This is a genomic window from Streptomyces mirabilis (assembly GCF_018310535.1).
Classification (GTDB): Bacteria; Actinomycetota; Actinomycetes; order Streptomycetales; family Streptomycetaceae; genus Streptomyces.
Genome location: NZ_CP074102.1, coordinates 4419643 through 4443940, shown reverse-complemented (window position 1 = coordinate 4443940; position 24298 = coordinate 4419643). Strand labels below are relative to the sequence as shown.

Annotated in this window: 17 protein-coding genes, 6 tRNA genes and 1 riboswitch; of the genes, 11 read left to right on the top strand and 12 right to left on the bottom strand. The window is 69.8% G+C overall.

Annotation, left to right across the window (positions count from 1 at the left end; translation table 11 throughout):
- Positions 1-29: 29 nt before the first annotated feature.
- The 5 genes from SMIR_RS19700 to SMIR_RS19680 form a co-directional block, all read right to left on the bottom strand.
- Positions 30-1067, bottom strand: a complete 1038-nt coding sequence (locus SMIR_RS19700) for a M23 family metallopeptidase (protein WP_168493199.1) — start codon at positions 1065-1067, stop codon at positions 30-32.
- Between the two features lie 11 nt (positions 1068-1078).
- Positions 1079-1236, bottom strand: a riboswitch (cyclic di-AMP (ydaO/yuaA leader).
- Between the two features lie 256 nt (positions 1237-1492).
- Positions 1493-2590 (bottom strand): PP2C family protein-serine/threonine phosphatase, encoded by a 1098-nt coding sequence (locus SMIR_RS19695; protein WP_168501141.1) that lies wholly within the window; start codon positions 2588-2590, stop codon positions 1493-1495.
- A 194-nt stretch (positions 2591-2784) separates the two neighbouring features.
- Positions 2785-2976, bottom strand: a complete 192-nt coding sequence (locus SMIR_RS19690) for a hypothetical protein (RefSeq protein ID WP_168493201.1) — start codon at positions 2974-2976, stop codon at positions 2785-2787.
- Between the two features lie 166 nt (positions 2977-3142).
- Positions 3143-3216, bottom strand: a tRNA-Met gene (locus SMIR_RS19685).
- Positions 3217-3289: 73 nt separating this feature from the next.
- Positions 3290-4432: a dihydrofolate reductase family protein gene (locus tag SMIR_RS19680; RefSeq protein WP_168493203.1), complete on the bottom strand. Its 1143-nt coding sequence runs from the start codon at positions 4430-4432 to the stop codon at positions 3290-3292.
- 72 nt (positions 4433-4504) lie between these two features.
- Between SMIR_RS19680 and SMIR_RS19675 the strand changes: the two genes are divergently transcribed.
- Both SMIR_RS19675 and SMIR_RS19670 read left to right on the top strand, forming a co-directional pair.
- Positions 4505-5008, top strand: a complete 504-nt coding sequence (locus tag SMIR_RS19675) for a MarR family winged helix-turn-helix transcriptional regulator (protein WP_168493205.1) — start codon at positions 4505-4507, stop codon at positions 5006-5008.
- Positions 5009-5214: 206 nt separating this feature from the next.
- Complete coding sequence (locus SMIR_RS19670; protein ID WP_054230267.1) at positions 5215-5841, top strand: GTP cyclohydrolase II; 627 nt, start codon at positions 5215-5217, stop codon at positions 5839-5841.
- A gap of 72 nt (positions 5842-5913) precedes the next feature.
- Here the strand turns inward: SMIR_RS19670 and SMIR_RS19665 are convergent.
- The 6 genes from SMIR_RS19665 to SMIR_RS19640 all read right to left on the bottom strand — a co-directional run bounded on the left by SMIR_RS19665 (position 5914) and on the right by SMIR_RS19640 (position 14466).
- Positions 5914-5986, bottom strand: a tRNA-Lys gene (locus tag SMIR_RS19665).
- Positions 5987-6095: 109 nt separating this feature from the next.
- The gene (locus SMIR_RS19660) at positions 6096-7631 is read right to left on the bottom strand and encodes an amino acid permease (protein WP_168493207.1); all 1536 of its coding nucleotides are present in this window, start codon (positions 7629-7631) and stop codon (positions 6096-6098) included.
- 57 nt (positions 7632-7688) lie between these two features.
- Positions 7689-10778 carry an FG-GAP-like repeat-containing protein gene (locus SMIR_RS19655; RefSeq protein WP_168493209.1) on the bottom strand — a complete coding sequence of 1030 codons (3090 nt, stop codon included), beginning with the start codon at positions 10776-10778 and terminating at the stop codon, positions 7689-7691.
- Positions 10779-11011: 233 nt separating this feature from the next.
- The gene (locus SMIR_RS19650) at positions 11012-13057 is read right to left on the bottom strand and encodes a DEAD/DEAH box helicase (protein ID WP_212727192.1); all 2046 of its coding nucleotides are present in this window, start codon (positions 13055-13057) and stop codon (positions 11012-11014) included.
- A gap of 366 nt (positions 13058-13423) precedes the next feature.
- Positions 13424-13945, bottom strand: coding sequence for a hypothetical protein (locus SMIR_RS19645; RefSeq protein WP_212727191.1), 522 nt, complete (start codon positions 13943-13945; stop codon positions 13424-13426).
- 170 nt (positions 13946-14115) lie between these two features.
- On the bottom strand, positions 14116-14466 hold the full coding sequence (locus tag SMIR_RS19640) for a metallopeptidase family protein (protein WP_067377126.1): 351 nt from the start codon (positions 14464-14466) through the stop codon (positions 14116-14118).
- A gap of 94 nt (positions 14467-14560) precedes the next feature.
- On the opposite strand from SMIR_RS19640, the gene SMIR_RS19635 reads away from it, so the two are divergent.
- From SMIR_RS19635 to SMIR_RS19595, 9 genes are all read left to right on the top strand, one after another.
- Positions 14561-16153, top strand: coding sequence for a metallophosphoesterase family protein (locus SMIR_RS19635; RefSeq protein WP_168493216.1), 1593 nt, complete (start codon positions 14561-14563; stop codon positions 16151-16153).
- Between the two features lie 80 nt (positions 16154-16233).
- Positions 16234-16306, top strand: a tRNA-Glu gene (locus SMIR_RS19630).
- Positions 16307-16353: 47 nt separating this feature from the next.
- Positions 16354-16428: transfer RNA gene (locus SMIR_RS19625), tRNA-Asp, on the top strand.
- Between the two features lie 24 nt (positions 16429-16452).
- Positions 16453-16526, top strand: a tRNA-Phe gene (locus SMIR_RS19620).
- Between the two features lie 92 nt (positions 16527-16618).
- Positions 16619-18223, top strand: coding sequence for a hypothetical protein (locus SMIR_RS19615; protein ID WP_168493218.1), 1605 nt, complete (start codon positions 16619-16621; stop codon positions 18221-18223).
- A 171-nt stretch (positions 18224-18394) separates the two neighbouring features.
- Positions 18395-18745, top strand: coding sequence for a hypothetical protein (locus tag SMIR_RS19610; protein ID WP_248002996.1), 351 nt, complete (start codon positions 18395-18397; stop codon positions 18743-18745).
- Between the two features lie 67 nt (positions 18746-18812).
- Positions 18813-22793: an ATP-dependent RNA helicase HrpA gene (gene hrpA, locus SMIR_RS19605; RefSeq protein WP_168493220.1), complete on the top strand. Its 3981-nt coding sequence runs from the start codon at positions 18813-18815 to the stop codon at positions 22791-22793.
- A 93-nt stretch (positions 22794-22886) separates the two neighbouring features.
- Positions 22887-22961 (top strand) — tRNA-Asp (locus SMIR_RS19600).
- A 366-nt stretch (positions 22962-23327) separates the two neighbouring features.
- Complete coding sequence (locus SMIR_RS19595) at positions 23328-23516, top strand: DUF6274 family protein (protein ID WP_168493222.1); 189 nt, start codon at positions 23328-23330, stop codon at positions 23514-23516.
- A gap of 446 nt (positions 23517-23962) precedes the next feature.
- Here SMIR_RS19595 and bldC read toward each other — a convergent pair whose 3' ends face one another.
- Positions 23963-24169 carry a developmental transcriptional regulator BldC gene (gene bldC / locus SMIR_RS19590; RefSeq protein ID WP_003949541.1) on the bottom strand — a complete coding sequence of 69 codons (207 nt, stop codon included), beginning with the start codon at positions 24167-24169 and terminating at the stop codon, positions 23963-23965.
- Positions 24170-24298: the final 129 nt, after the last annotated feature.

The following is a 24298-nucleotide window of genomic DNA, read 5'->3' as shown; positions in this document are numbered from 1 at the left end:
CGTATTCCGCACACGGCCCCCGGGAACGATCAGGGGTTGATGCCCTTGCTCTGCAGCCACGCCATCGGGTCGATCGCGCTGCCGCCGCCCGGGTGAACCTCCAGGTGCAGATGCGGCCCGGTCACGTTGCCGGTCGCGCCCACGCGCCCGATGACGTCGCCGGTGGCCACCTTCTGCCCCACGCTGACGCTGATGGACGACTGGTGGCAGAACCACAGCTCCGTGCCGTCGTCGAGGGTGAGGATGGTGCGGTAGCCGTACGAGCCGGCCCAGCCCGCCTCCGTGATCGTGCCGCTGTGGATGGCCTTGATCAGCGTGCCGGTGGGGGCCGCGAAGTCGAGGCCGGTGTGGTACCCGGAGGACCACATGGAACCGGCGTCACCGAAGCGGGAGGTCAGGGTGTACGAGGAGGTGGGCAGCGAGTAGCTCTTGGCGAGCTCGGCGAGGCGCGCGGCCTCGGCCTTCTGCTTGGCGTCCTCGTCCGCCTTCTTCTTGGCGGCGGCGACCTTGGCCTCGGCGTCGTCCTTCTGCTTGGCGGCCAGCGCGACCGCCTTCTTCGCCGCGGCGGACTCGGCTGCGGCCTGGGCCGCCTTGTCGACCTGGTCCTGCTGCGACTCGGCCTGCAGGATGATGCGGGCGCGCAGTGCCTCGCCCGCGTCCTTGTTGCCCTGCGCGGCGTCGGCGCTGGTCACACCGGCGCTGGTGAGCGGGGTGGCGGAGCCCTTCGGCGTGCTGGAACCGCCGTCGGATATCAGCGCCTTGGCGGACTGGGTGACCGAGGAGAGATCGGGCAGCGAGATGGACACCGGCGGCTTGCCGGGCGCCGCGGTGGCCATGCCGCCCGCGCCGACGGCGGCGATGACGCCGACGCCCAGGACCGTGGAGCTGCGGGCGAGTCCCCCGCCGCGCTGCTTGGAGACGCGGTGCCGGCCGCGGAGGGGACGGAGCGAATCCTCGGTCGGGTTCCACTCCTCCCAGGGGCCCTCGTCCTTGCCGTAGGCGTAGCCAAAAGTCTGGGTCTCGTTCGGCGGGAACGAAGTGGGCTGGGCGGGCCGGTTGGACGCCACGTGGGCGTGCTCCTTTCCTTCCTTCTCGCCTACCGGGTTAGCTGACGGGTTCGGAGCAGGAAGGTCTCCTACGCGCGTCAACCCACGGTGTCTCCACCGTGAAAGACGCTCGATTCACCCCAAGTTGGTGGTTCCCCGGTTCCCTTGCGGGATTCGGCGCGTGCGCACGGAGCCGACTCTTGTGACGGCTGGGACGACCGCGCTGCGTTATCGAACGTTAATAGACACGGGTACCGGATTCCAAGCTGTTCGTACTGATCATTAACCACTTTTGGCCAGGACTTACCGACCATGAGCGGCGGAAATCGGGCGAGTTGGCCGCACCCTTCTACCCGGCGGTTATGTGACAGTGCGTCAGTTGTTATGCGGAGGGGCATCGGCCGATCACCCCTCGTGACAACGATCAAGAACGCCCCTTCCCGTGACTACGGCCGCCGTACGGCGAGCAGTGCCATGTCGTCGGTCAGTGCTCCGCCCGTGTGCCGCCGGACCTCCTCCGAAAGGGTGGCCAGCAGGACGTCGGGGCCGGGGAAGGTCCGTCCGGCCAGGCGCGCGGCCGGATCGTAGAAGCGCCCCTGCGCGTCGCGGGCCTCGGACAGTCCGTCCGTGTGGAAGAGGAGCGTGGCCCCGTGCGGGAACTCCGCCTCCTGCGCACGGTCCGGCCAGCTGCCCAACTCACCCATGCCGAGCGGCAGTGCGGGGTGCGCGGCTGCGAGCGTGACCAGCGTTCCGTCCGCGTGCAGGAGCAGCGGCGGCGGGTGGCCGCGGTTGACGAACCGTACGAGGCCGCCCTCGTGCGTGATCTCCGCGAGGACGGCGGTGGTGAACCCCTCGAAGGCGTCGAGGCCCTTGCGCCGGATGCCCTCGCGGGCCAGCGCCCGCTCCAGCCGCTGCGCGACCGCCTCCGGCGTGGCCTCCTGCTCGGCCGCCTCCCGGAACGCCCCGATGAGCACCGCGACGGCGGCCACCGCTTCCATGCCCTTCCCGCGTACGTCGCCCACCGCCAGCCGTACGCCGTGCGGGGAGTCCTGCACCGCGTACAGGTCGCCGCCGATGAACGCGCCCGCCTGCGCGGCCTCGTAGCGCGCCGCGACGTCGAGGCCGCCGATCCGCCGGTCGGGTTCCGGCAGGACGGCACGCTGGGCCGCCTCGGCGATCCGGTGGGCCGAGGCGAGTCGTTCGTCGGTGCGACGGACGAGGATGTTGATGAGCACGGCCAGCACGCCGACGGTCGCCACGGTGGCGACCTCCGTGAGCGCGTCCACCTTGGAGACGATGCCGAGCCGGATGTGGATCGTGAGCACCGAGACGAGCGCCGCGATGCCGGTGAGCACGGTGCCGCGCAGCGAGAAGAGCGGGGCGGCCACGAGCGGCGCGGCCGTGAAGAGGGGGCCCGCGGTGAAGGCCATCGGGGTGAAGTAGTCGTAGAACGCGCCGACCAGGATGAGCAGCGCGGGCAGCACCCGGACGAGGTTTCGCGCGCAGGAGATCCGGCTCAGGTCCGCCTCGGCCGGGCGGGGCATCGGCTCGTCCCCCAGCCCCGGATCAGGCACGGGGTCCCCGGGCAATCGCCCACCGGACCGGTCGTACGGCCAGTCGTTCGGCTCGTCGTTCGGCTCCTCGGCCCGCTGCACGCCTCCTTGCTGCTGCCCCACCCGTCCAGGCTTCCCGGCGCGGGGGCGGGGGGCGAGTGGTGAGGGGCCGACCGGGGGATGCGTCAGTCCGAGCCCGACCACCGGACGCCGCCCGCTCCGCCGTGCCCGTGGTGGTGCCCGGCCGGGGCGACGACGGTCCCGCCGTCCGGCACGAAGCCATGACCGCCGTGGCAGACCCCGAAGAACAGCGCGCACGCGGCGAGCAGCAGCGCGAACGCCGGCGCGCACCGGACCAGCCACCGAGGACGACTCATAGTGAGCGGAAGACTACAGAAAGTCGGGTCGGCAGGGAAAACCGGGGCGGGACGGCAAACGGGAAAGCCGGGCGGGAGGAAACCCGGACGGCAAGAAATCTGGGACGGCAGACGGGAAAAACCAAGGGCCGGAACTCGTTTCCGAGTTCCGGCCCTTGGCCTTCAGTAGCGGGGACAGGATTTGAACCTGCGACCTCTGGGTTATGAGCCCAGCGAGCTACCGAGCTGCTCCACCCCGCGTCGTTGAAATTAGTGTACGCCATCCGCGGGGCCCGATTCACCAGGCTTTTCGCGGACGCCCGCGAGGCCGCCCCTACCCGGCCGCGAGAAGGTGCCGATTGGGCGCCACGGCCTGCTCCTCGAACTCCGGCAGTACGACGACATCCGCCCCCGCGGCCACGAGCAGACCGTTCCCGTCGGCCCCCGTCACGAACGTGTCGGGCTCGCGCCACGCGGTGACCACCCGCCGTACACCCGCGTCGAGGATCAGCCGCGCACAGGGCGCGGGCCGGGACGCCCTCCGCGCGCAGGGTTCCAGGCTGCTGTACACGGTGGCGGAGCGCAGCCGCGGATCCGCGGCATCGATCTTCGCGAGCGCCGCCTCCTCGGCGTGCACGACGGGGTCGTCGCCCTCCCGCGAGTGCCCGCGCGCCAGCTCGGTGCCGTCGGCCGCCACCACCACCGCCCCCACACTGAACGCCGTCTCCGAGGGCGGGCACAGCGCCGCCAGCTCGCAGGCGACGCCCAGCCAGTGCCGGTCCGCGGCGGAGGCGAGAGCGCCCGCCCCGGGTGCGGTGGGGACGTAGCGGACGAGGACGACGTCCCCGACCGGCCGTGTCTCCACCAGCAGCATCCGGCCCGGCGGATATCCCCCGGGTCCGAACAGCCGTGGCGCGTCCGGCTCCCCCACGAAGAGCGGCGCGACGGCGAGCTGCAGCTCGTCCGCCAGCCCCTGCGCCATCAGCTGGGTGTGCACGCGCCCCCCGCCCTCGACCATGAGCCGCCGCACCCCGCGTACGTCGTGGAGGTGTTCGAGCACGACGCGCCAGTCCAATTCGGCGCCGGTCGGGACCACGGCGACGTCCAGTCCGCGCAGGGCGTCGGTGGCGCGTCCGGCACCCTTGTCCGTCGTGTAGACGACCTTCTCGCCGCCCGTGTGCCAGAACTGGGCGTCCGGGTCGAGGTCGCCGGAGCCGCTGACGGTGACCTTCAGCGGGTACTCCGGGCGTCCTGCGGCGATCCGCGCCGCCCGGCGCTCGGCGGAGTTGACCAGCAGCCGGGGGTTGTCCGCGCGGATGGTGCCGGCGCCGATCAGGATCGCGTCGCTGGACGCCCGCACCTCGTCGACCCGGTCGAAGTCGGCCGGGCCCGAGAGCAGCAGGCGGTCGGGGCCGGTGTCGTCCAGGAAGCCGTCGAGGGAGACGGCGGCGGACAACAGGACATAGGGGTGGGGCATGGGGCGCACTCTCCAGCTCCGAGCGCAGGGCTCCTAGTGGTTCAAGTTTTAAACAATACCTAGACTGGCGGCATGACGACCCGCTGGCTCTCCCCCGCCGAGCAGCGCGCCTGGCGCGCGTACAACGCCGCCACCTCGCTCCTGGAGGACACGATCGACCGGCAACTCCAGGCCGAGACCGGCATGCCCCACCTTTACTACTCCATCCTGGCCATGCTGTCCGAGGCACCGGACCGGCGGCTGCGGATGACCGACCTCGCCGAGATCCTGAAGATCACCCGCAGTCGGCTGACGTACGGCGTCACCCGGCTGGCGAACGACGGCCTGGTGCGCCGGGAGGGCTGCCACAGCGACAAGCGCACCCAGGTCGCGGTCCTCACGGACGAGGGCATGGACGTTCTGGAGCGGGCGGCGCCGGGTCACGCGGAGCAGGTCATGAGGGCGGTCTTCGACCGGCTGACCCCGGAGCAGGTGGGACAACTGGAGGAGATCTGCGGGGCCATCACCCGCGGCATCCAGGGGGAGAATCCCGGGGCCTGCGGGGAAGATCTGCCATGGCGACGGCGTTCTTCGTGAGTCGGCGACGGCGTTCCTCGTAGTCGGCGACGACATTCCTCGCGAGCCGTACGACAGCACTCTTCGTGAGCCGTACGACACGGAATCGAGCAAAGCCGTTGCTTGAACTTTAAAGCACCGTGTACTGTCTGCCTCCGAGGCAGTGCTTCAAAACTGAAGCACCACCGGCACAACTCGCACCACACCCGCTGGACCGGAGAGACAACATGCGCGATTTCCCCACCGCCACGGTGCGCACCCGCGTCACTGTGCCCCTGCGTTTCGGCGACGGCTACTCGGTCGACGCGGAGTTGGTCACCTTCCACGGCCTCGCCGACGACAAGGAGCACCTCGCCGTCGTGCTCGGCAAGCCCGGCGCGACCCCGCTGGTGCGGCTCCACTCCGAATGCCTGACCGGTGACGTCTTCGGCTCGGCCCGCTGCGACTGCGGCCCGCAGCTGCGCGAGGCGGTGGAGCAGATCGCGGAGCGCGGCGGAGTGCTCCTGTACCTCCGTCAGGAGGGCCGCGGCATCGGCCTCTACAACAAGCTCGACGCGTACGCCCTCCAGGACCAGGGCCTCGACACATACGCCGCAAACGCCGCGCTCGGTCTGCCCGAGGACGGCCGCGACTACACGGCGGCGGCCCAGATGCTCCAGGCCCTCGGCATCGACGACCTGGACCTGCTCTCCAACAACCCGGACAAGGCCGAGCAGCTGCGCGACCTCGGCGTCACGGTCTCCCACCGTGTCCCGACGGGCGTCTTCACCACCGCCCACAACGTGCGCTACCTGCGCGCCAAGGTCCTCCAGACCCAGCACACGCTCCCCCTGCCGGAACTCACGGCGGGCTGAGCCATCGGGCCCCACACTCCCCAAGCACACCGAAGCCCCAGGTCAGATTCCCTCTGACCTGGGGCTTTTCGGTAGACCCTGTGGGACTCGAACCCACAACCAATGGATTAAAAGTCCACTGCTCTGCCAATTGAGCTAAGGGTCCACACGCCGGCCCGGATCGATCCCGTGCCGATGCATCCCCGAGCATAGCCGGACGAGGCCAGGACTCCGATCGGGTATCGGCGTCCCGGCCACGCCAACAGCGAACAGCCCTATGGATCAACCGGTTCGGGCGCTTCCTTGCGCGCCGCCACGCGGGCGACCGTGCGGGCGTGGTCGGGGTTGAGGAACCAGTGGCGGGCCGAGGCCAGCCACCAGGTCGCGGCGAAGCCGAGGACGACGAGGACCGCGACCGGGGCGTAGTTGAAGGTCTCCCAGGTGACCGGCGAGACCTGCGGCAGCATGAACAGGACCGTGATCACGACGACCCAGGCGACCGAGACCACGCCGATCGCGCGCGACCAGCGGCCCAGGTGCCACGGCCCCCGCTCGAACGCCTCCCCCTTGCGCAGCCGCAGCAGCGTCGGGATGACGTACGCGATGTAGAGCCCGATCACAGCGATCGACGTCACGGCCGCGTACGCCGTCACATTGATCAGGTACGGCAGCCCCAGCACGAGCGCGCCCAGTGCCGCCAGCCACACCGCCGCGACCGGCGTGCGGGTGCGCGGGCTCACGGTGTGCCAGACGTGTGAGAACGGCAGCGCGCCGTCCCGCGAAAACGCGTAGATCATGCGGCTGTTGGCGGTGACGGACGCCATCCCGCAGAAGAGCTGCGCGCCGATCACGACCAGGAGCAGGAGCTTGCCCGCCGTCGCCCCCAGCGCGTCGAGCAGGATCTGCGCCGGCGGCGCGCCCGTCGCCGAGCCCAGCTCCTTGTCGTACGACTGGATGGCGAAGGTGAAGCCCAGCAGCAGCACGAACCCGGCTATCCACGAGGTCCAGATCGACTGCACGATGCCCTTCGGGCCCGCCGTCGACGCGTCGTGCGTCTCCTCGGTCATATGGGCGGAGGCGTCGTACCCGGTGAAGGTGTACTGCGCCATCAGCAGGCCGATGAGGACGACGTACACGCCGCTGCCCCAGCCCGTGTTGTTCACGAAGTGCGTGAACACGAAGGACGCCGACTGATGGTGGTCCGGTACGAAGGCCAGCGCGCCCACGATCACCCCGACACCCAGCACGTGCCACCACACGCTGATGTCGTTGAGGAGGGCGACGATCCGGACCCCGAAGGTGTTCAGCAGCCCGTGCAGGACGAGGATCCCGGCGAAGAGCAGGATCGTACGGCCCGGCGTGATCGTGAAGTCGAACTGCAGGTTCAGATACGCGCCCAGGAAGGACGCCGCGCCGAAGTCGATCCCGGCAGTCACCGCGACCTGCCCGAGGACGTTGAACCACCCCGTGAACCAGGCCCAGGCGGCGGCCGACCTCGCGGGCGCCAGCCGGTGGGCCCAGAAGTACAGCCCCGCCGAGGTCGGATAGGCCGAACAGATCTCGGCCATCGACAGCCCGACGAACAGCGTCATCAGTCCGACCGCGACCCACCCCCACGTGATCACGGCGGGGCCGCCGGTGTTCATGCCGAACAGATACAGCGTCAGGCACCCCGAGAGAACCGAGATGATCGTGAACGAGACCGCGTAGTTGGAGAACGCCGACATACGGCGGGCGAGAACCTGCGTGTAGCCGAGCTGGGCAAGCCGTTCTTCGTCCGACAGCCCACTCGCCATGGCGTCATCTGTCATGCCCCAGCGATTCCCTCGCTGGGGGATCGACATGCACCGATCAAGTCGTCGGGTTGGCTAGAAAAGGCCCTTGTAGCCCTGCCAGCCGCTCCCGATCTTGACCCGCGCCGCGAACGACCCCTTGCCGGTGCCGTTCTGACGGTACAGATTGCCCGCGGTGTCCCGCGCGACCAGATCCGCCCTGCCGTCGCCCGTGATGTCCCCGGCGCCGACGACGACGTCGTACGACCCGCCCCAGCCCGCGAACACCTTCGTCCGCCCGCCGAACGACCCCTTGCCGGTGCCGTAGTAGCGGTACAGGGTGTTGGTCTTGTCCTGGGCGAGCAGGTCACCGATGCCGTCGCCGTTCAGGTCACCGACGCCGACGACCTTCTTGTACGTCTTCCAGTTGGCGTACAGCTTCACGCGCGCGGACAGCTTGCCCGTGCTCGTGCCCTTGTAGAGGTACACCGTGCCGGTCGCCGTGTTGCGCGCGATCAGATCCGGGCGGCCGTCGCCGCTGATGTCGCCGGGCGCGGTGAGGACGTCGTACTGGTTCCAGCCGCTGGTGCCGAGCGAGGTGTACGCCGTCGACGGCTTCAGCCTGCCGTAGCAGTCCGGCTTGTACGCGCGCAGTGCCCCGCTGGTCAGCCGGACCAGGACGTCGTTGCAGCGGTCGCCGCTCAGGTCGCCGAACGGCACCACCTTGTTGGTCGTCGTCCAGCCGCTGCTGGTGCCGAGGTTCACGGAGAACGTGCCCTTGCCCGAGCCCTGCCGGAAGCCCAGCGTGCCCGAGGAGCTGAGGGTGAGCAGGTCGCCGACGGAGTCGCCGCCGCCGATGTAGTCGTGGCGAGCCGGCGCGGCGTCGAACAGGGCGACCGTGCCGCTCGCCGTCACCGGGGCACCGACGCCGTCGGCCGGTGTGACGGACAGCGTCCAGTCGTACGACCCGTTCGTCAGGAACGCCCCCTTGGCGTCCGTCCCGAACCAGCCGACCTTCACCTCGCCCCGTGTCGCACCGCCGTCCCGCGTGTCCACGACCTTGCCGGTGGCGCGGCTGCGCACGGTCAGCCGCCAGCCCGCGGCCGGCTTCGACAGCAGCACGGTGGTCAGCGTGGACGGCGTCGTGTCGATCTCATGCGCGACGAGGATGGACGCCGAGTCGACCGGGGCCAGCAGGCGCAGCGGCTGCTGGGTGACGCCGGTCGGCACGAGGTGCACGCGCTCCTGGTCGTCGACGTAGGCCACGTTTCCGGTCGACTCGTCGACCGTCCAGCGCACGTCGCGCTGGGAGATTCCGGTGTCGGGCAGTGCGCCGATCACGCGGCTCACGGGTGTGCCGTCCGCGACCGTCGTGAGGACCAGTTGTCCGGCCTGTCTGTCGTGCGTGACGACGAATCCGTCGCCGAGTTCCGCCTCGCCGGCCGGGACGGGCACGGACTTCTTCGCCGTACGGTCGTAGACGCCGGCTGTTCCGTCGGCGCAACTCCAGTACAGCCAACGGCCGTTGGCCCGCAGTTCGGTGGGTGCGCAGCCGGCGTCGGTGGTGAGGGTCTCGGTGGTCTTCTTCGTGGTGAGGTCGTACGCCGTGACGGTGCCGGGGGTGGTGCCCCGGGTCCACAGGGTGTCGCCGGAGAGGGCGGCGGCGCCGGGCGTGCGGGTGAGCGCCGGGGCGCCGTCGTTGCCGATCTTGTAGACGCTCTGCGCGGTGTCCGTCGTGTGGATCAGGTACTGGCCTGACACGTCGGTGATCCGGCCACCGGCGGGGACACTGCGCTCCCAGAAGGTGTACGGGGCCGGCCCGTTGACGCGAATACGGTCGCTGGTCGCGCTGTCCTTCGTCACCCAGGCGGCGCGACCGTCGGCCGTGCCATGGAGCTGGGAGCAGCCGACCTCCGTCGCCGGGCAGGTGCCGAGGTTCAGGTCGGTGCCGTCGAACGACGAGCGTGCGCCGAACTCGGGGGTGCCGGTCACGGCGACGGTCCGTACGTAGTCGTCGCGGTGTCCGCCCGGGCCGCCGGTGTCGGCGACGAGCAGCCGCCCCTGTTCCAGGGACAGTCCCTGGATCTTGATCGGCGGCTTGGGCAGAGCCCTGACCTGGGTGACGACCGGACTGCCGCCCGGGCCCGGCTGGATGCGCTGGACGCCCCAGTCGTCGGCGGTGGTGCGGCCGATCAGGACGGCGGTGCCGTCGGAGACGGCGGAGGAGTAGACACCCGACGAGGGCATCAAGGTGACCGCGGGGCCACCCGCGATCGGTTTGGCGATCACCGCCGTACCGCCGCTGGGCCGGTGGACCAGCCAGTCGCCGACGACGGCGAGGTCCTGCGCGGGGTTCACGCTGCCGCTGCCCGACAGCGTGACCTCGGTCGGGGCCGCCGACAGGTCGGAGCGGGAGAACACCTGCACGGCGGTCTCGTTGACGTTGAACAGGACCACGTGCTCGGCGGTGACCTGGGCCCTGAGGTAGACCTTGGAGCGCGGCGGGGTCCAGTCCCGCACCTGCCCCGTCCGCCGGTCGACCATGACCGACAGGTACTGCCCGTCCTTCGAGGCCTGGAACAGCAGCCCGTCGGCGTCACCGCCCACGGGCGCTCCGAGCTCCACGCCCGCGGGCACTCCGCCGACCGGCACGTCACGCGTGCTGCCGTCGGCCTCCGGGAACAGCAGGTGCATCTCCCGCCAGGCCCTGCCGTTCTCGTCCTTCACGCCTCGGTAGGCGACCGCCAGGTCGCTGTACGCGGTGAGCAGCGTCAGGCCCGAGGGTGTCTGGAGGGTGTGGGTGGTCCCGTCGACCGCGTTCCACAGGTCGACCCGGCCCCCCGCGTAGCGGTACGCGAGGACGTCGCCGCCGGTCCCCCAGGTACCGGTGATCCCTGCCGGCCGCGTCACGGGCACCGACGTTCCGTCCGCGTACCGCGTCCAGACCAGCCCGGACCCCTCCAGCGTGTGGAAGACGCCCTGCTGTCCCGCGCCGTCGTGGCCGCCGGCCGTCGACCCGCTGTAGAGCTCGGCCGAGGTGTAGGTGCTGCGCAGTGTCGCCGGCACCACCGTCTCCTGCGGCGCGTCCGCGACCGCCGTCGGCGACGGCAGCAACGGGCTCAGGCCGGCCGCCAGCACCGCGGAGGCGGCGACGAGACGCAGGCGCACGAAGGCATGACGAGTCAAGAAGACCCTCCCCGAAAAACGAGACGGGACGCGCACCGCTTCTCGATGCCCCCCGGCCCCCCGGCCGTCGCATCCGTCTCAGAAGTCGGCTGATCGTACAGCGAGTTCAAAGTCTCGGGAAAGTCTTTTCGAATGGTGCGGGGGCGCGGGCACGGGCACGGAAAACGCCGTGGCCCCCACCGGATCGGTGGGGGCCACGGCGTTCAGTCAGCAGTCGCGGACGTCAGCGGACATCAGCCGTTGCGCTTCCAGCGGGGCTTCTCGTCGCGGCGGCCGAAGGAACCGGTGCCGGTACCCGTGCCGGTGCCGCGGTGGTCGTCGCGACGGCCGTACGGGCGGTCGTGGCTGCCGGCGCGGAAACCGCTGGAGGGACGGTTGTCCTGGCGGTCGCGGTTGAAGGGACGGTCGCTGCCACGGTGGCCGCCACGGTCGTCGCGACGCTCGAAGGTACGGCCGGCGGCACCACGGTCGTTGTCCCGACGGAAGCCGGAACCACCGCGGTCGTCACGACGCTCGAACGAACGACCACCACGGTCGTCCCGACGGTCGTTGTCCCGACGGAAGCCAGAGCCACCGCGGTCGTCACGACGCTCGAACGAACGACCACCACGGTCGTCCCGACGGTCGTTGTCCCGACGGAAGCCGGAACCACCGCGGTCACCGCGGTCGTTGTCGCGACGCTCGTAGTTGCCCCGCTCGTCGCGGCGCTGACGCGGCTCGTAGGACGAACGCTCGGCGACGGGCTGCTCGGACACGGCCGGCGTCTCGGCCGGGGCCTCGGCCACCGCCTGCTCCGCCAGGGCCTCCGCGGCTGCGACGACCGCCGCCTCCGGGTCCTCGCCCCGCTCGCGCGCGGCACGGGCCACCAGACGGTCGGCCTCCCCACGCAGCTCGACCGCACGACGCTGCGCGCGCTCCAGCTCCTTGGTGAGCTGCGAGACCTCACGCTCGGCCTGCTGCGCGGCGTCGCCGGCCGACTGGGCCTGGACCTCGGTCATCGACCGGGCGCCGGTGATCTCGGCGACCTCGGGCTCGAAGGCCGTACCGGAGTTGATGATGTGACGCGCGGCGTCGACGCCCGCGTCCTCCATCAGCCGGAAGATCTGACGGCGCTGGTGCGGCAGGGAGAGGGACACCACGGTGCCGCTGCGGCCCGCGCGGGCCGTACGGCCGGAGCGGTGCAGGTAGTCCTTGTGGTCACCGGCCGGGTCCACGTTCAGGACCAGGTCGATGCCGTCGACGTGGATACCGCGGGCGGCGACGTCGGTCGCGACGAGCGCGTTGACGTAACCGTCCTTGAAGTCGGCCAGCGTCCGGGTCCGCGCGCCCTGGGTCATGCCGCCGTGCAGCGCGTCGGCCTTCACACCGGCGTCGCGCAGCTGCTCGGCGATACGGTCGGCGCCCAGCTGAGTGCGGACGAAGATGATCGTGCGGCCCTTGCGGGAGGCGATCGCGGCGGTGACCGGCGCCTTGTCCTTGGGCTTCACGATGAGGATGTGGTGGGACATCGTCGTGACGTTGCCCTGGGCGCTGTCGACCTCGTGCGTGACCGGGTTGGTCAGGTAGCGCTTGACCAGCGTGGAGATCTCGTTCTCCATCGTGGCCGAGAACAGCATCCGCTGGCCGCCGGCCGGGATCTGGTCGAACAGCTCGGTGACCTCGGGCAGGAAGCCCAGGTCGGACATCTGGTCGGCCTCGTCGAGAACGGCCACCTGGACGTTCTCCAGCGAGCAGGCGCCACGGTTGATGATGTCGCGCAGACGGCCCGGGGTGGCGACGAGGACGTCGACGCCGCGCTCCAGGGCGTAGATCTGGTTGCCCATCGACGTACCGCCGCAGACGACCTTCATCTTCAGGCCGAGGACGTCGCCGTAGGGCTGCAGCGCGTCGGCGACCTGCATGGCCAGCTCACGGGTCGGCGTGAGGATGACGGCGCGCGGCTTCTTCTTCTCGGTGTGACCGCCGGCGAGTCGCGCCAGGGTCGGCAGACCGAAGGAGAGGGTCTTGCCGGAGCCGGTGCGGCCACGGCCGAGGATGTCCTTGCCGGCCAGGGCGTCCGGGATGGTCGCGGCCTGGATCGGGAACGGGGTGGTCACACCGTTCTGGGCGAGCTTGCGGACGACGCCCTCGGGGAGGCCGAGGGAGTCGAAGGTGATCTCGGGGGCGGCCTCGACGGTCTCGACCGTCTCCACGGTCTCGACGGCGGCCTGGATGCCCTCGTTGTTGTCGTTCTCGTTGTTCTCGGGCACGACGACGTGATCAGTACTGGAAACAGACATGCGAAATGCGAACCTTCCGGAGTTCTTCGGCACGCGCCCAAACTCCGTGAAGTCGCAATCGACCGCCTCTATGCGGTCCGGCCACGGCAAGGGAGAGTACGCGCCACACGCGGCGCTCTCTGCAATGGCGCCGGGCAAATGGGATCAAACGATCTACCACCATACGCACCCCCAACCCCTGAAGGCAAACTGACCCCCAAAGGGGCAGGTCAGGCACGTAGGGGAGGTCTTACGTCTGCTGGCAAGGGTTCCAACACCAGCGGTGGTCGAGCGTATTCCCGCCCCCTCCGCCGACTTTCCCACCGCCTCTCCACTCGTCGGCCCTCCGCCCCTCCCCACCGCCCCGCTCACGCCCCACCGCCCCGCTCACGCCGGTTGGCCCGCCCGCGGTGCCGGCTCCCGATCCACCAGCTGCGTGGTCTGCTCATGCGCCGAGGACGAGGGCTCCGCCGTGGTCGGATCGGGCGTCGACGTCACGGGCGGTGGCGGGGGAGGGGGCGGCGGAGTCGGGTCGGACGTGGCGTGCGTGGGACTCGACACCCCGTTCGACGGCGGGGGCTGCTCCGGCTGCCCCTTGCCGTCCCCCTTGCCCGTCGCCCTGGCGGACGGCTTCGCGCCGCCGGAGGCCGACGCGGACGCGGACGCCGACCCGGAGGCCGACTCACCGGGCTTGGCGGAGGCACCGCCCTTCGCACCCGTCCCCCCGTGGAACCCGCCACCGCCCCCGCCCCCCGCGGACCCCCCGTCGGGAGCCTGGCCGCCGTGGCGCCCCGCCGAGTGCGCGGGCCCGGGCCGGCCCGCGTCGTCACCCACGCTCATACAGCCGGCGGCGGACGCGACGAAGATGACCGTGGCGGCCAGACGGACGGGTACGTACAAGGCGCGCACGGGCAGCCACCTCCGGAGGGGGTCTCCCCTGCTCGGCGAGGCCGAGAGCCTGGGGATGGATCGGGGAGTCCCCCTGCCCAACTCCCGCCGCCCACAAGAGGACACGCGGGAACATGACACACGTCCCGAGCCCCGGGCGCGTCAGCCCCCGTCACCCACTCTCCGCTCGCTCACCCGTAGCCGAGCGCGTGCAGCCGTTCGTCATCGATCCCGAAGTGATGCGCGATCTCGTGCACCACGGTGACCTCGGTCTCCGCGACCACGTCCTCCCGCGTCTCGCACATCCGCAGGGTCGGCCCCCGGTAGATCGTGATCCGATCCGGCAGCACCCCCGCGTACCACTCCCCGCGATCGGTCAGGGGAGTTCCCTCGTAGAGCCCGAGCAGCTCGGGATCGGCGGGGTCGGGCTCGTCCTCGACGAACACCGCCACGTTGTCCATCAACCGCGTCAGCTCCGGCGGAATCCGGTCCAGCGCCTCGGCGACCAGTTCCTCGAACTCCTCGCGCGTCATCTCCAGCACACGGCCATTGTCCGGTACGACCGCCGCGCAGGAGAGTCGACGACAACCCCGTACGCCCCGCATACCCACCCCCGCACTTGGGCATACGGGACCAATGGCCCGCGTCCCCGCTGCCGTCACCACCGTCATATCCGCCGTCACCACCACCCTGACCCGCAAGCACCACACCCTCCGCTCCCGCCACCTCCGCCGCACCCGCCGCTTCCGCCCCGTCACCGAGGAACTCGTCCAGCAGCCGAACCCGTACACCCGGGCGCTCGGCCTACTGGCGGTCGTCCTCCTCGGCGCCTGGCTGGGCCTGCTGATCGTGGGCAATGTGCGCGTCCCGGTCGGCCCCATGAACACCACGATGACCCTGCGCCCCTCGGTCACCGGCGGCACCAAGATCAACGTCTCCCCGCTCGGCGCCCTGGAGCTGAACAGCCACATCGCCCCGGTCCGCCTCGACGTGAACGTCGACCAGCTCGACCCGGTCCGTGCGCAAGCCCTGGTCGACCACCCCGAGCGGCTCTCGGGCCTGCAGGACGAGGTCGCGCACGACGTCGAGCACGGCACGCTCGACCTGGCCGTACGGTCCTGCGTCGCGGTCGTGTCGGGCGCCACGGCCCTCGGCCTCGCGGTCTACCGCCGCCCGCGCCGCGCCCTGGCCGCCGGCGGCCTTGCCCTCACCCTGCTCACCGCCTCGGGTGCGACGGCCTTCGCCACCTGGAACCCGAATTCGGTGCTGGAACCGAGGTTCTCCGGACTGCTCTCCTCCGCCCCCTCCCTCGTCGGCAACGCCCGCAACATCGTCAGCGAATTCAACGTCTACCAGGAGGAGTTGGCACGCCTGGTGACGAACGTGACGAAGCTCTACGACGTCACGTCCACGCTCCCGACGTACGAGCCGGACCCGTCCACGATCCGGGTCCTGCACGTCTCCGACATCCACCTCAACCCCGCGAGCTGGAAGATCATCGCGTCGCTGGTGAAGCAGTACTCGATCAATGTGATCGTCGACTCCGGCGACACCATGGACCACGGAACGTCGGCCGAGAACGGCTTCCTGGACCCCATCCCCGACCTGGGCGCGCCCTACATCTGGGTGCGCGGCAACCACGACAGCCTCGTCACCCAGCGCTACCTGGAACGCCTGAAGAACGTGCACGTCCTGGACGACGGCCGCGCGATCACGGTCGCGGGCCTGCGCTTCGCCGGTATCGGCGACCCCCAGTTCACCCCCGACCGCTCGGTCGCCCCGGGCGGCGACGCGGCGGAGGATCTGGCCGGCGCCCGCCTGGCCTCCGCCCTCCGCGACCAGCGCTCGGCAGGCACCCCCGTCGACATCGCCATCGCCCACGAGCCGTCGGCGGCCCGCGGGACGGACGGCGAGGTGCCCCTCGTCCTGGCCGGTCACCTCCACCACGAGCAGATGGAGGTCATGAAGTACGGAACCCGCCTGCGCGTCGAGGGCTCGACGGGCGGCAGCGGCCTGCGCGCGATCGAGGGCAAGTACCCGGACCCCATCGAGGCCTCGATCCTCTACGTCAACCGCGACACCCGCCGTCTCCAGGCCTGGGACGAGATCAAACTGGGCGGCCTGGGCCTGACGACGGCCGAGGTCAGCCGCCACCTCCCGAAGGAGAACCAACCGGGCGCGCCCCAGTCCTCCTCCCCCTCGCCGACCACCCCCACGACCACCCCGTAAACCGTTTTGGCGATACCTCCCGCCATCCCATATGCTTCTCACGTCCCCGACGCGCTGAGAAGCGCCCAGGCGGGCCGATAGCCCTCATCGTCTAGCGGCCTAGGACGCCGCCCTTTCAAGGCGGTAGCACGGGTTCGAATCCCGTTGGGGGCACGCAACACCGTGTGCGACACTGTTTTACGCGTCGCACGCAACAGCTTGGTCCTGTGGAGCAGTTTGGAGTGCTCGCCACCCTGTCAAGGTGGAGGCCGCGGGTTCAAATCCCGTCAGGACCGCTGAGGTTTCACATGAAACCTCGTGGCTGGGTAGCTCAGTTGGTACGAGCGATCGCCTGAAAAGCGATAGGTCGCCGGTTCGACCCCGGCCCCAGCCACAGGAACGAAAACCCCCTCCGGGTCAACTGGAGGGGGTTTTCGTCGCTCGCGGAGCCTTGGGGGGTTCTTGAGACATATCGCCAGAGGACTGGTGACGGCCGGCGCCGTCCTGGTAGGCACCTTCGCGATACCCGGCACGGCCCACGCCGCGGGGCCGAACGTCGAGAACGCGTACAGCGACCAGGCCGACTGGTCGGTCCTCGACGTCCGCCTCAACTACAGCGGCTCGGTCGACAAGATCACGGCCGAGCTCCGCCCGGCCGGCAGCGCCGAGTCGGACGCACCGGTGGCCACGATCACCGACTTCACGCGCAAGTACGACTACAGCTCCTGGGACAGCACCTGGGCCTCCCAGCCCATCCACCTGGACACTCTGGGCGACTACAAGATCGACATCGAGGCCACGGACTCCTCGGGCGAGACCACCGTCCAGCAGAACGCCGGCACTCTGCACTACCAGAAGCAGCCCGTCATCACCGGTTACTCGGTCACGCCGACCGAACCGGACATCGAGCACAAGACGGTCACGGCCATCGGTGACATGGCCGTCCGCGACCCCAGCACCCGCGAGACGGTGCCACTGCCCGGCGCCACCGTGGACCTCACGTTCGACGGGAACGACGAGACGACCGCTGTCACGGACGACGCCGGCCACTTCTCCGCCTCCCACGAGGTGGTGGACGGCGGCTGGACCTTCGCCCAGTACAACGGCGACCTGGGCTTCGCCGCCGGCCCCTGGGTAGAGGTCAGGCCGAAGACCGCGCCGACCCGGATCGTCCTGGACAAGAGCAGCCTCCACGTCACCGCGAACGACAAGTTCAACGTCACCGGAGCGCTCCAGTACCAGAGCGGCACGGAGTGGAAGCCGCTGGCCGGCATCGCGCTGCAGATGGACTACAAGGACTGCACCACCTGCAGCCCCGTCCAGTCGACCACCGACGCGAACGGCCGCTTCTCCTTCTCGAAGTACGCGTACGGCAGCAAGGTGGTCTACGAGGTCGGCTTCCCGCCGTACCCGTACAACCCCTTCATCCAGCGCACCACGAAGGCCGACGTCACCGTCGCGGCCACCGCCACGACGAAGTTCACCGAGTTCACGGCGCGACTGGACGAGTACGCACAGCTGGACATCACCGGCATCGTCGACCTGGTCGGGCGGGAGACCGACGACCGGATCGCCGTCGACATCCAGTACTCGCCCGACGGCAGGACCGGCTGGAGCACCAAGGAGACGGTGCAGACCACCAACGGCTCGCAGTTCATCGTCGAGAAGCTGCCGGGCTACACGGACGGCTACTGGCGGCTGCACTACGCAGGCTCCACCGCCAAGGACATCAAGGGCGGCGTCAGCGGCAGCCTGCGCAGGAACCGCGCCCTCACCCGGATCAAGGACGCCAACGCGTCCCCCGAGCCCGTCTCCAAGGGCCGGACGATCACCGTCAAGGGCGTGCTCCAGGAGCGCAAGGCCGGCACCACCTCCTGGAAGGCGTACGGCGCCAAGAAGGTGGAGATCCTCTTCCGGCCCAAGGGCAAGAAGACCTGGTACCTGATGTCCACCGTCACCACGAAATCGAACGGATCCTTCAGCAAGGGCTTCAAGGCCCAGCAGGACGGCACCTGGGTACCCGTCTTCCTGTATCCCGACAGCAAGCACTTCGTGGGCGACGGCACGGAGGACTACGTCGACGTGCGATGACACCCGCGCGGACAGCTGAGGAGGGGCGGACCCGAAAGGATCCGCCCCTTTCTTCGCGCCGGGACGGGCGCGACCGGTGACGGCGGCTCGCTTGGCACCGGCGCTCGGCCGCCGCTATGTTCTGGCCGGTCCAGCAGGTTTCTTCGGGGCGGGGAAGACATGAGCCGGAACGTGGCCAGAGTGATTCAGGACACCGAATTGGAGAAGGAACGGGCCCGGTACGGGTTGTTGGCCGTGGTCGTCAGCATTCTCGCGATCTCGGGCGTCGCGATCTTCGGCGTCTGGCGGCTCGACGGCGACAAGGCCGTGATCGTCGGCGTGCTCACCGCCGCGTTCACCGCGGTGAGCAGCATGACCACCGCCTACCTGGGCATCAAGGCCGTCTCCAACACCGCCCAGTCCATGGCCCGGGGAGACCGTCCCCGCCGGGAGTCCGCGCCCGCCGCCACACCGGCGCCCTCTGCCACGCCCGAGCCCGCCCCCGCCGCCTCCCCCGAGCCTCCGGCGCAGCGCACCCCCTGACCTGTCCCCACGCCCCGCCCAAAACCGCTCGCCAGTAATTTCGGCGAGGTGAGATCCTGGACGGCGTATGTCTACGCATCCTGCCCCCGTCCTCGGCGACCTCGCCCCCCGCCTGGCCGAGCTGACCCTGCGCGACGCGCACCGGCTCGGCCGCAGGCTCGAGGGCGCGCGCCGGATCCGCAAGCCCGAAGCCCGCGCCGCCGTGCTCGCCGAGATCGACGCGGAGGTCACCAAGGCCGAGGCCCGCATGGCCGAGCGCCGCACCCGTGTGCCCGCCGTCACCTACCCCGAGCAGCTCCCGGTCAGCCAGAAGAAGGCCGACATCGCCGACGCCATACGCGACCACCAGGTCGTCATCGTCGCAGGTGAGACCGGCTCCGGAAAGACCACCCAGATCCCCAAGATCTGTCTCGAACTGGGCCGCGGCGTCCGCGGCATGATCGGCCACACCCAGCCCCGCCGCATCGCCGCCCGCACGGTCGCCGAACGCGTGGCGGAGGAGCTGGACACCCCCCTCGGCGAGGCCGTCGGCTGGAAGGTCCGCTTCACCGACCAGGTGAACCCGGACGGCACCTTCGTCAAGCTCATGACGGACGGCATCCTGCTCGCCGAGATCCAGACGGACCGCGAGCTGCGCGCGTACGACACGATCATCATCGACGAGGCCCACGAGCGCTCCCTCAACATCGACTTCCTGCTCGGCTACCTCGCCCAGCTGCTCCCCAAGCGCCCGGATCTCAAGGTCGTCATCACCTCGGCCACGATCGACCCGGAGCGCTTCTCCCGTCACTTCGGCGACGCCCCGATCGTCGAGGTCAGCGGCCGTACGTACCCCGTGGAGGTCCGCTACCGCCCGCTCCTCGAAGAGGACGGCGACGACGCCGACCGCGACCAGATCACCGCGATCACGGACGCGGTCGAGGAACTGCAGGCCGAAGGCAAGGGCGACATCCTCGTCTTCCTCTCCGGCGAACGCGAGATCCGCGACACGGCGGACGCACTCACCAAGAAGCAGTACCGCTTCACCGAGGTCCTCCCCCTCTACGCCCGCCTCTCCCACGCGGAGCAGCACCGCGTCTTCCAGCCCCACACCGGCCGCAGGATCGTTCTGGCGACCAACGTCGCCGAGACCTCGCTCACCGTCCCGGGCATCAAGTACGTCATCGACCCGGGCAATGCCCGTATCTCCAGATACAGCCACCGCACCAAGGTCCAGCGCCTGCCCATCGAGCCGGTCTCGCAGGCCAGCGCCAACCAGCGCAAGGGCCGCTGCGGCCGTACGTCGGACGGCATCTGCATCCGTCTGTACTCCGAGGACGACTTCGACACCCGCCCGGAGTTCACGGACGCGGAGATCCTCCGTACGAACCTGGCGAGCGTCATCCTCCAAATGACGGCGGCCGGCCTCGGCGACATCGAGAAGTTCCCCTTCATCGACCCGCCGGACCACCGCAACATCCGAGACGGCGTCCAGCTCCTCCAGGAACTGAACGCACTCGACCCGTCCGAAAAGGACGTACGCAAGCGCCTGACGGAGACCGGCCGCAAGCTCGCCCAGCTCCCCGTCGACCCCCGGCTGGCCCGCATGGTCCTGGAGGCCGACAAGAACGGCTGTGCGCGCGAGGTCATGGTGATCGCCGCGGCGCTCTCCATCCAGGACCCGCGCGAGCGCCCCGCCGACAAGCAGACGCAGGCGGACCAGCAGCACGCCCGCTTCAGGGACGAGACGAGCGACTTCCTCGCCTTCCTCAACCTCTGGCGTTACGTCCGCGAACAACAGAAGGAGCGAGGCTCGTCGGCCTTCCGCCGTATGTGCAAGCAGGAGTACCTGAACTTCCTGCGCATCCGCGAGTGGCAGGACATCTACACCCAGCTGCGCACGGTCGCCAAGCAGATGGGCATCCACCTCAACGAGGACGACGCGGCAGAGCAGAGCGTCCATGTCTCCCTTCTCGCCGGCCTGCTCTCGCACGTCGGCATGAAGGACGTGAAGGAGACCGGGGGCGAGAGCGGCGGGCGCAGCACGGGCAAGAACGAGTACCTGGGTGCCCGCAACGCCAAGTTCGCGATCTTCCCTGGCTCGGCCCTCTTCAAGAAGCCCCCGCGTTTCGTGATGTCGGCCGAGCTGGTGGAGACCTCCCGTCTCTGGGCCCGCGTGAACGCCAGGATCGAGCCCGAGTGGGTCGAACCCCTGGCGGAACATCTCCTCAAGCGCACCTACAGCGAACCGCACTGGGAGAAGGACCAGGCGGCCGTGATGGCGTACGAGAAGGTCACCCTCTACGGCGTCCCGATCGTCGCCCAGCGCAAGGTCAACTACGGTCGTATCGACGCCGAGACGAGCCGCGACCTCTTCATCCGCAACGCCCTCGTGGAGGGCGACTGGCGCACGCACCACAAGTTCTTCGCCGACAACCGCAAGCTCCTGACCGAGGTCGAGGAGCTGGAGCACCGTGCCCGCCGCCGGGACATCCTGGTCGACGACGAGACGCTGTTCGACTTCTACGACCAGCGGGTGCCGGCCCACGTCGTGTCCGGCGCGCACTTCGACTCGTGGTGGAAGCACAAGCGCCATGACGAGCCGGAGCTCCTCGACTTCGAGCGCTCGATGCTCATCAACGAGCGAGCCGGTGACGTCAGCAAGGACGACTACCCCGACTCGTGGCGTCAGGGCCGCCTGAAGTTCCGGGTGACCTACCAGTTCGAGCCGGGCGCGGACGCCGACGGCGTCACGGTCCACATCCCGCTCCAGGTCCTGAACCAGGTGACGGACGAGGGCTTCGACTGGCAGATCCCGGGCCTGCGCGAGGAAGTGGTCACCGAGCTCATCCGCTCCCTCCCCAAGCCCATCCGCCGCAACTACGTCCCCGCCCCGAACTTCGCGAAGCGGTTCCTCGACCAGGCCGTGCCCCTTCAGGAGCCGCTGCCGACGACCCTCGCCCGCGAGCTCAAGCGGATGGTCGGTGTGCCGGTCACTGCCGACGACTTCGACTGGTCCCGCGTCCCCGACCATCTGAAGATCACCTTCCGGATCGTCGACGAGCGGCGCCGCAAACTGGCCGAGGACAAGGACCTGGAGACCCTCCAGCTCCAGCTGAAGCCGAAGGCGCGCAAGGCGATCTCGCAGGCCGCGGCGGCGACGGCGGAGCGCGAGGGCGGCGAGTCCCTGGAACGTACGGGCCTCACGGACTGGACGATCGGCACGCTGACGCCTGTCTTCGAGACGCGCCGGGCCGGCCAGCCCGTGAAGGCGTACCCGGCCCTGGTCGACGACGGCCCGACGGCGAACACCGTCTCCGTACGTCTCTTCGACACGGAGGCCGAGCAGGCGCAGGCCATGTGGAAGGGCACCCGGCGGCTGATCCTGCGCAACATCCCGGTGAACCCGGGCAAGTTCGCCTCGGACAAGCTCACCAACGCCCAGAAGCTCGCCCTGTCCGCCAACCCGCACGGCTCCGTGCAGGCCCTGTTCGACGACTGTGCGACGGCGGCGGCGGACAGGCTGATCGGCGACTTCGGGGGCCCGGCGTGGGACGAGGAGTCGTACCGGAAGCTGTATGACAAGGTGCGCGCCGAGATCGTCGACACGACGGTCCGGACGGTGAGCCAGGTGCAGCAGGTCCTCGCCGCCTGGCAGGCCTGTGAGCGCCGCCTGAAGGCCACCAGCAGCCCCACCCTGCTGGCAAACCTCACGGACGTACGGACGCAGCTGAACGCCCTGGTGAAGCCCGGCTTCGTCACGGCGACCGGCCTGCGCCGCCTCCCGGATCTGATGCGCTATCTGGTCGCCGCCGACCGCCGCCTGCAGCAGATGCCGACCGGCGTCCAGCGGGACACCACCCGCATGGAGAAGGTCCACGAGATGCAGGACGAGTACGCGTGGCTCCTGGAGCAGCTGCCGCAGGGCCGGCCGGTCCCGCAGCAGGTCCTGGACATCCGCTGGATGATCGAGGAGCTCCGGGTCAGCTATTTCGCCCACGCGCTCGGCACGGCGTACCCGGTCTCCGACAAGCGCATCGTGAAGGCGATCGACGCGGCGGTGCCGTAACGGGACCTGCACGGTGGGTGAGTTCGACCCCGGGCTCACCCTCCTGTACAGTCTCTTCTCGCAGCACAGCGCAAGAAAGTGACTGCGAAACCTGGTCCTGTGGAGCAGTTTGGAGTGCTCGCCACCCTGTCAAGGTGGAGGCCGCGGGTTCAAATCCCGTCAGGACCGCAGTAGATACGAGAGCCCGGGTCTTCGGACCCGGGCTCTCGTGCGTACGCACTCCGCGCAGCCACCCGAACTCACGGACCCCTCGCGCATCCGGACTCCCGGACCACCCGCGCGCGGACCACCCCGCGCGGCGCGAACCCCCGGCAGCGCACGTTCGGTCCCCTAGGCGCGTATCCAGGGACTCCGGGCGCCGTACGCCCCTTCACGCGCCCCGTGCGCCCCCACCCCCACACGGCCGCCCCCCAGGCCCTCCCACCGAACGCCGGACGCAGCCCCGCCCGACCGGCGGAGCCCCCCGCACCTTGACGCCGTCACATTCGGCGGGTACCCCGGAATCCAGGGCACTCGACCTCGTGGAGGTGGTCCATGGCGGCGTCCGCTCGGCACGAGACGCGCGCGCTGCTCCGCGCCCATCTGTCGGCCGCCTCCGAGTACCGCCATCTGACGCGGCACTGCCCGATCTGCCACCAGCTCCTGAGACTGGCCATGGAGCCCTCCGCGCACGGCGACGAGGACGAGACGACGGCCGAGGACGAAACCCCCGCCAAGGCGTGACCCTCGCGCGAGGGTACATTCGCCCAACTCCTTTAGCGCAGACGCGCCACAGGCAACAAGGACTCTGGTGTGTGACGGGTGTCACCGCATAAGTTTTCAGAAGGGCGGAACTTACACCCCACCTACAACTTGTCAATTTAATATGTGCAATTGCACTACTCTCCGAGGACTCCCACAGGAGATCCGACACCCCTCCCCAGACTCCGACAAGGCCGCTCACAGGCCCACCTCACGGCCCACAGCCGCGCCCCTTCGGCGCCTGGGCAGGGCACAAAAAAATCGCGCTGGACCCGGCGGAGTCCAGCGCGATCGACGACGCACCCTTGTCGCATGTGTAACTGGGTCGGGCGTGAGCCCTGTTGGGGCAGGACCCGCGTCGCTTGGAGCTGTGGTTGGGCGTCTTGACAGGTTGGGGGACCTACCGAATTGCCCGGTTATGCGGTTGTTCAGGCCTCGCTGCGCTGCTGCGGGATACCCGCGAGTAGCGCGCGGACCTCAGCCTCGCGGTAGCGGCGGTGCCCGCCGAGCGTGCGGATGGATGTGAGCTTGCCGGCCTTCGCCCACCGCGTGACCGTCTTGGGGTCGACGCGGAACATCGTGGCGACCTCAGCCGGGGTCAGCAGCGGCTCGGCATCAGGGGTGCGAGCGGTCATGAGCGGCCTCCTCGGGAGAACCGAACCTTCTCGGTTCTTTCCTCTAAATTCTGCACCTTGACCCGCGTTGCCCGAAATGGCGGACGCGAGTCGAGTCGGTTATAGGACGAACGGCTTGTCCTCGGCACT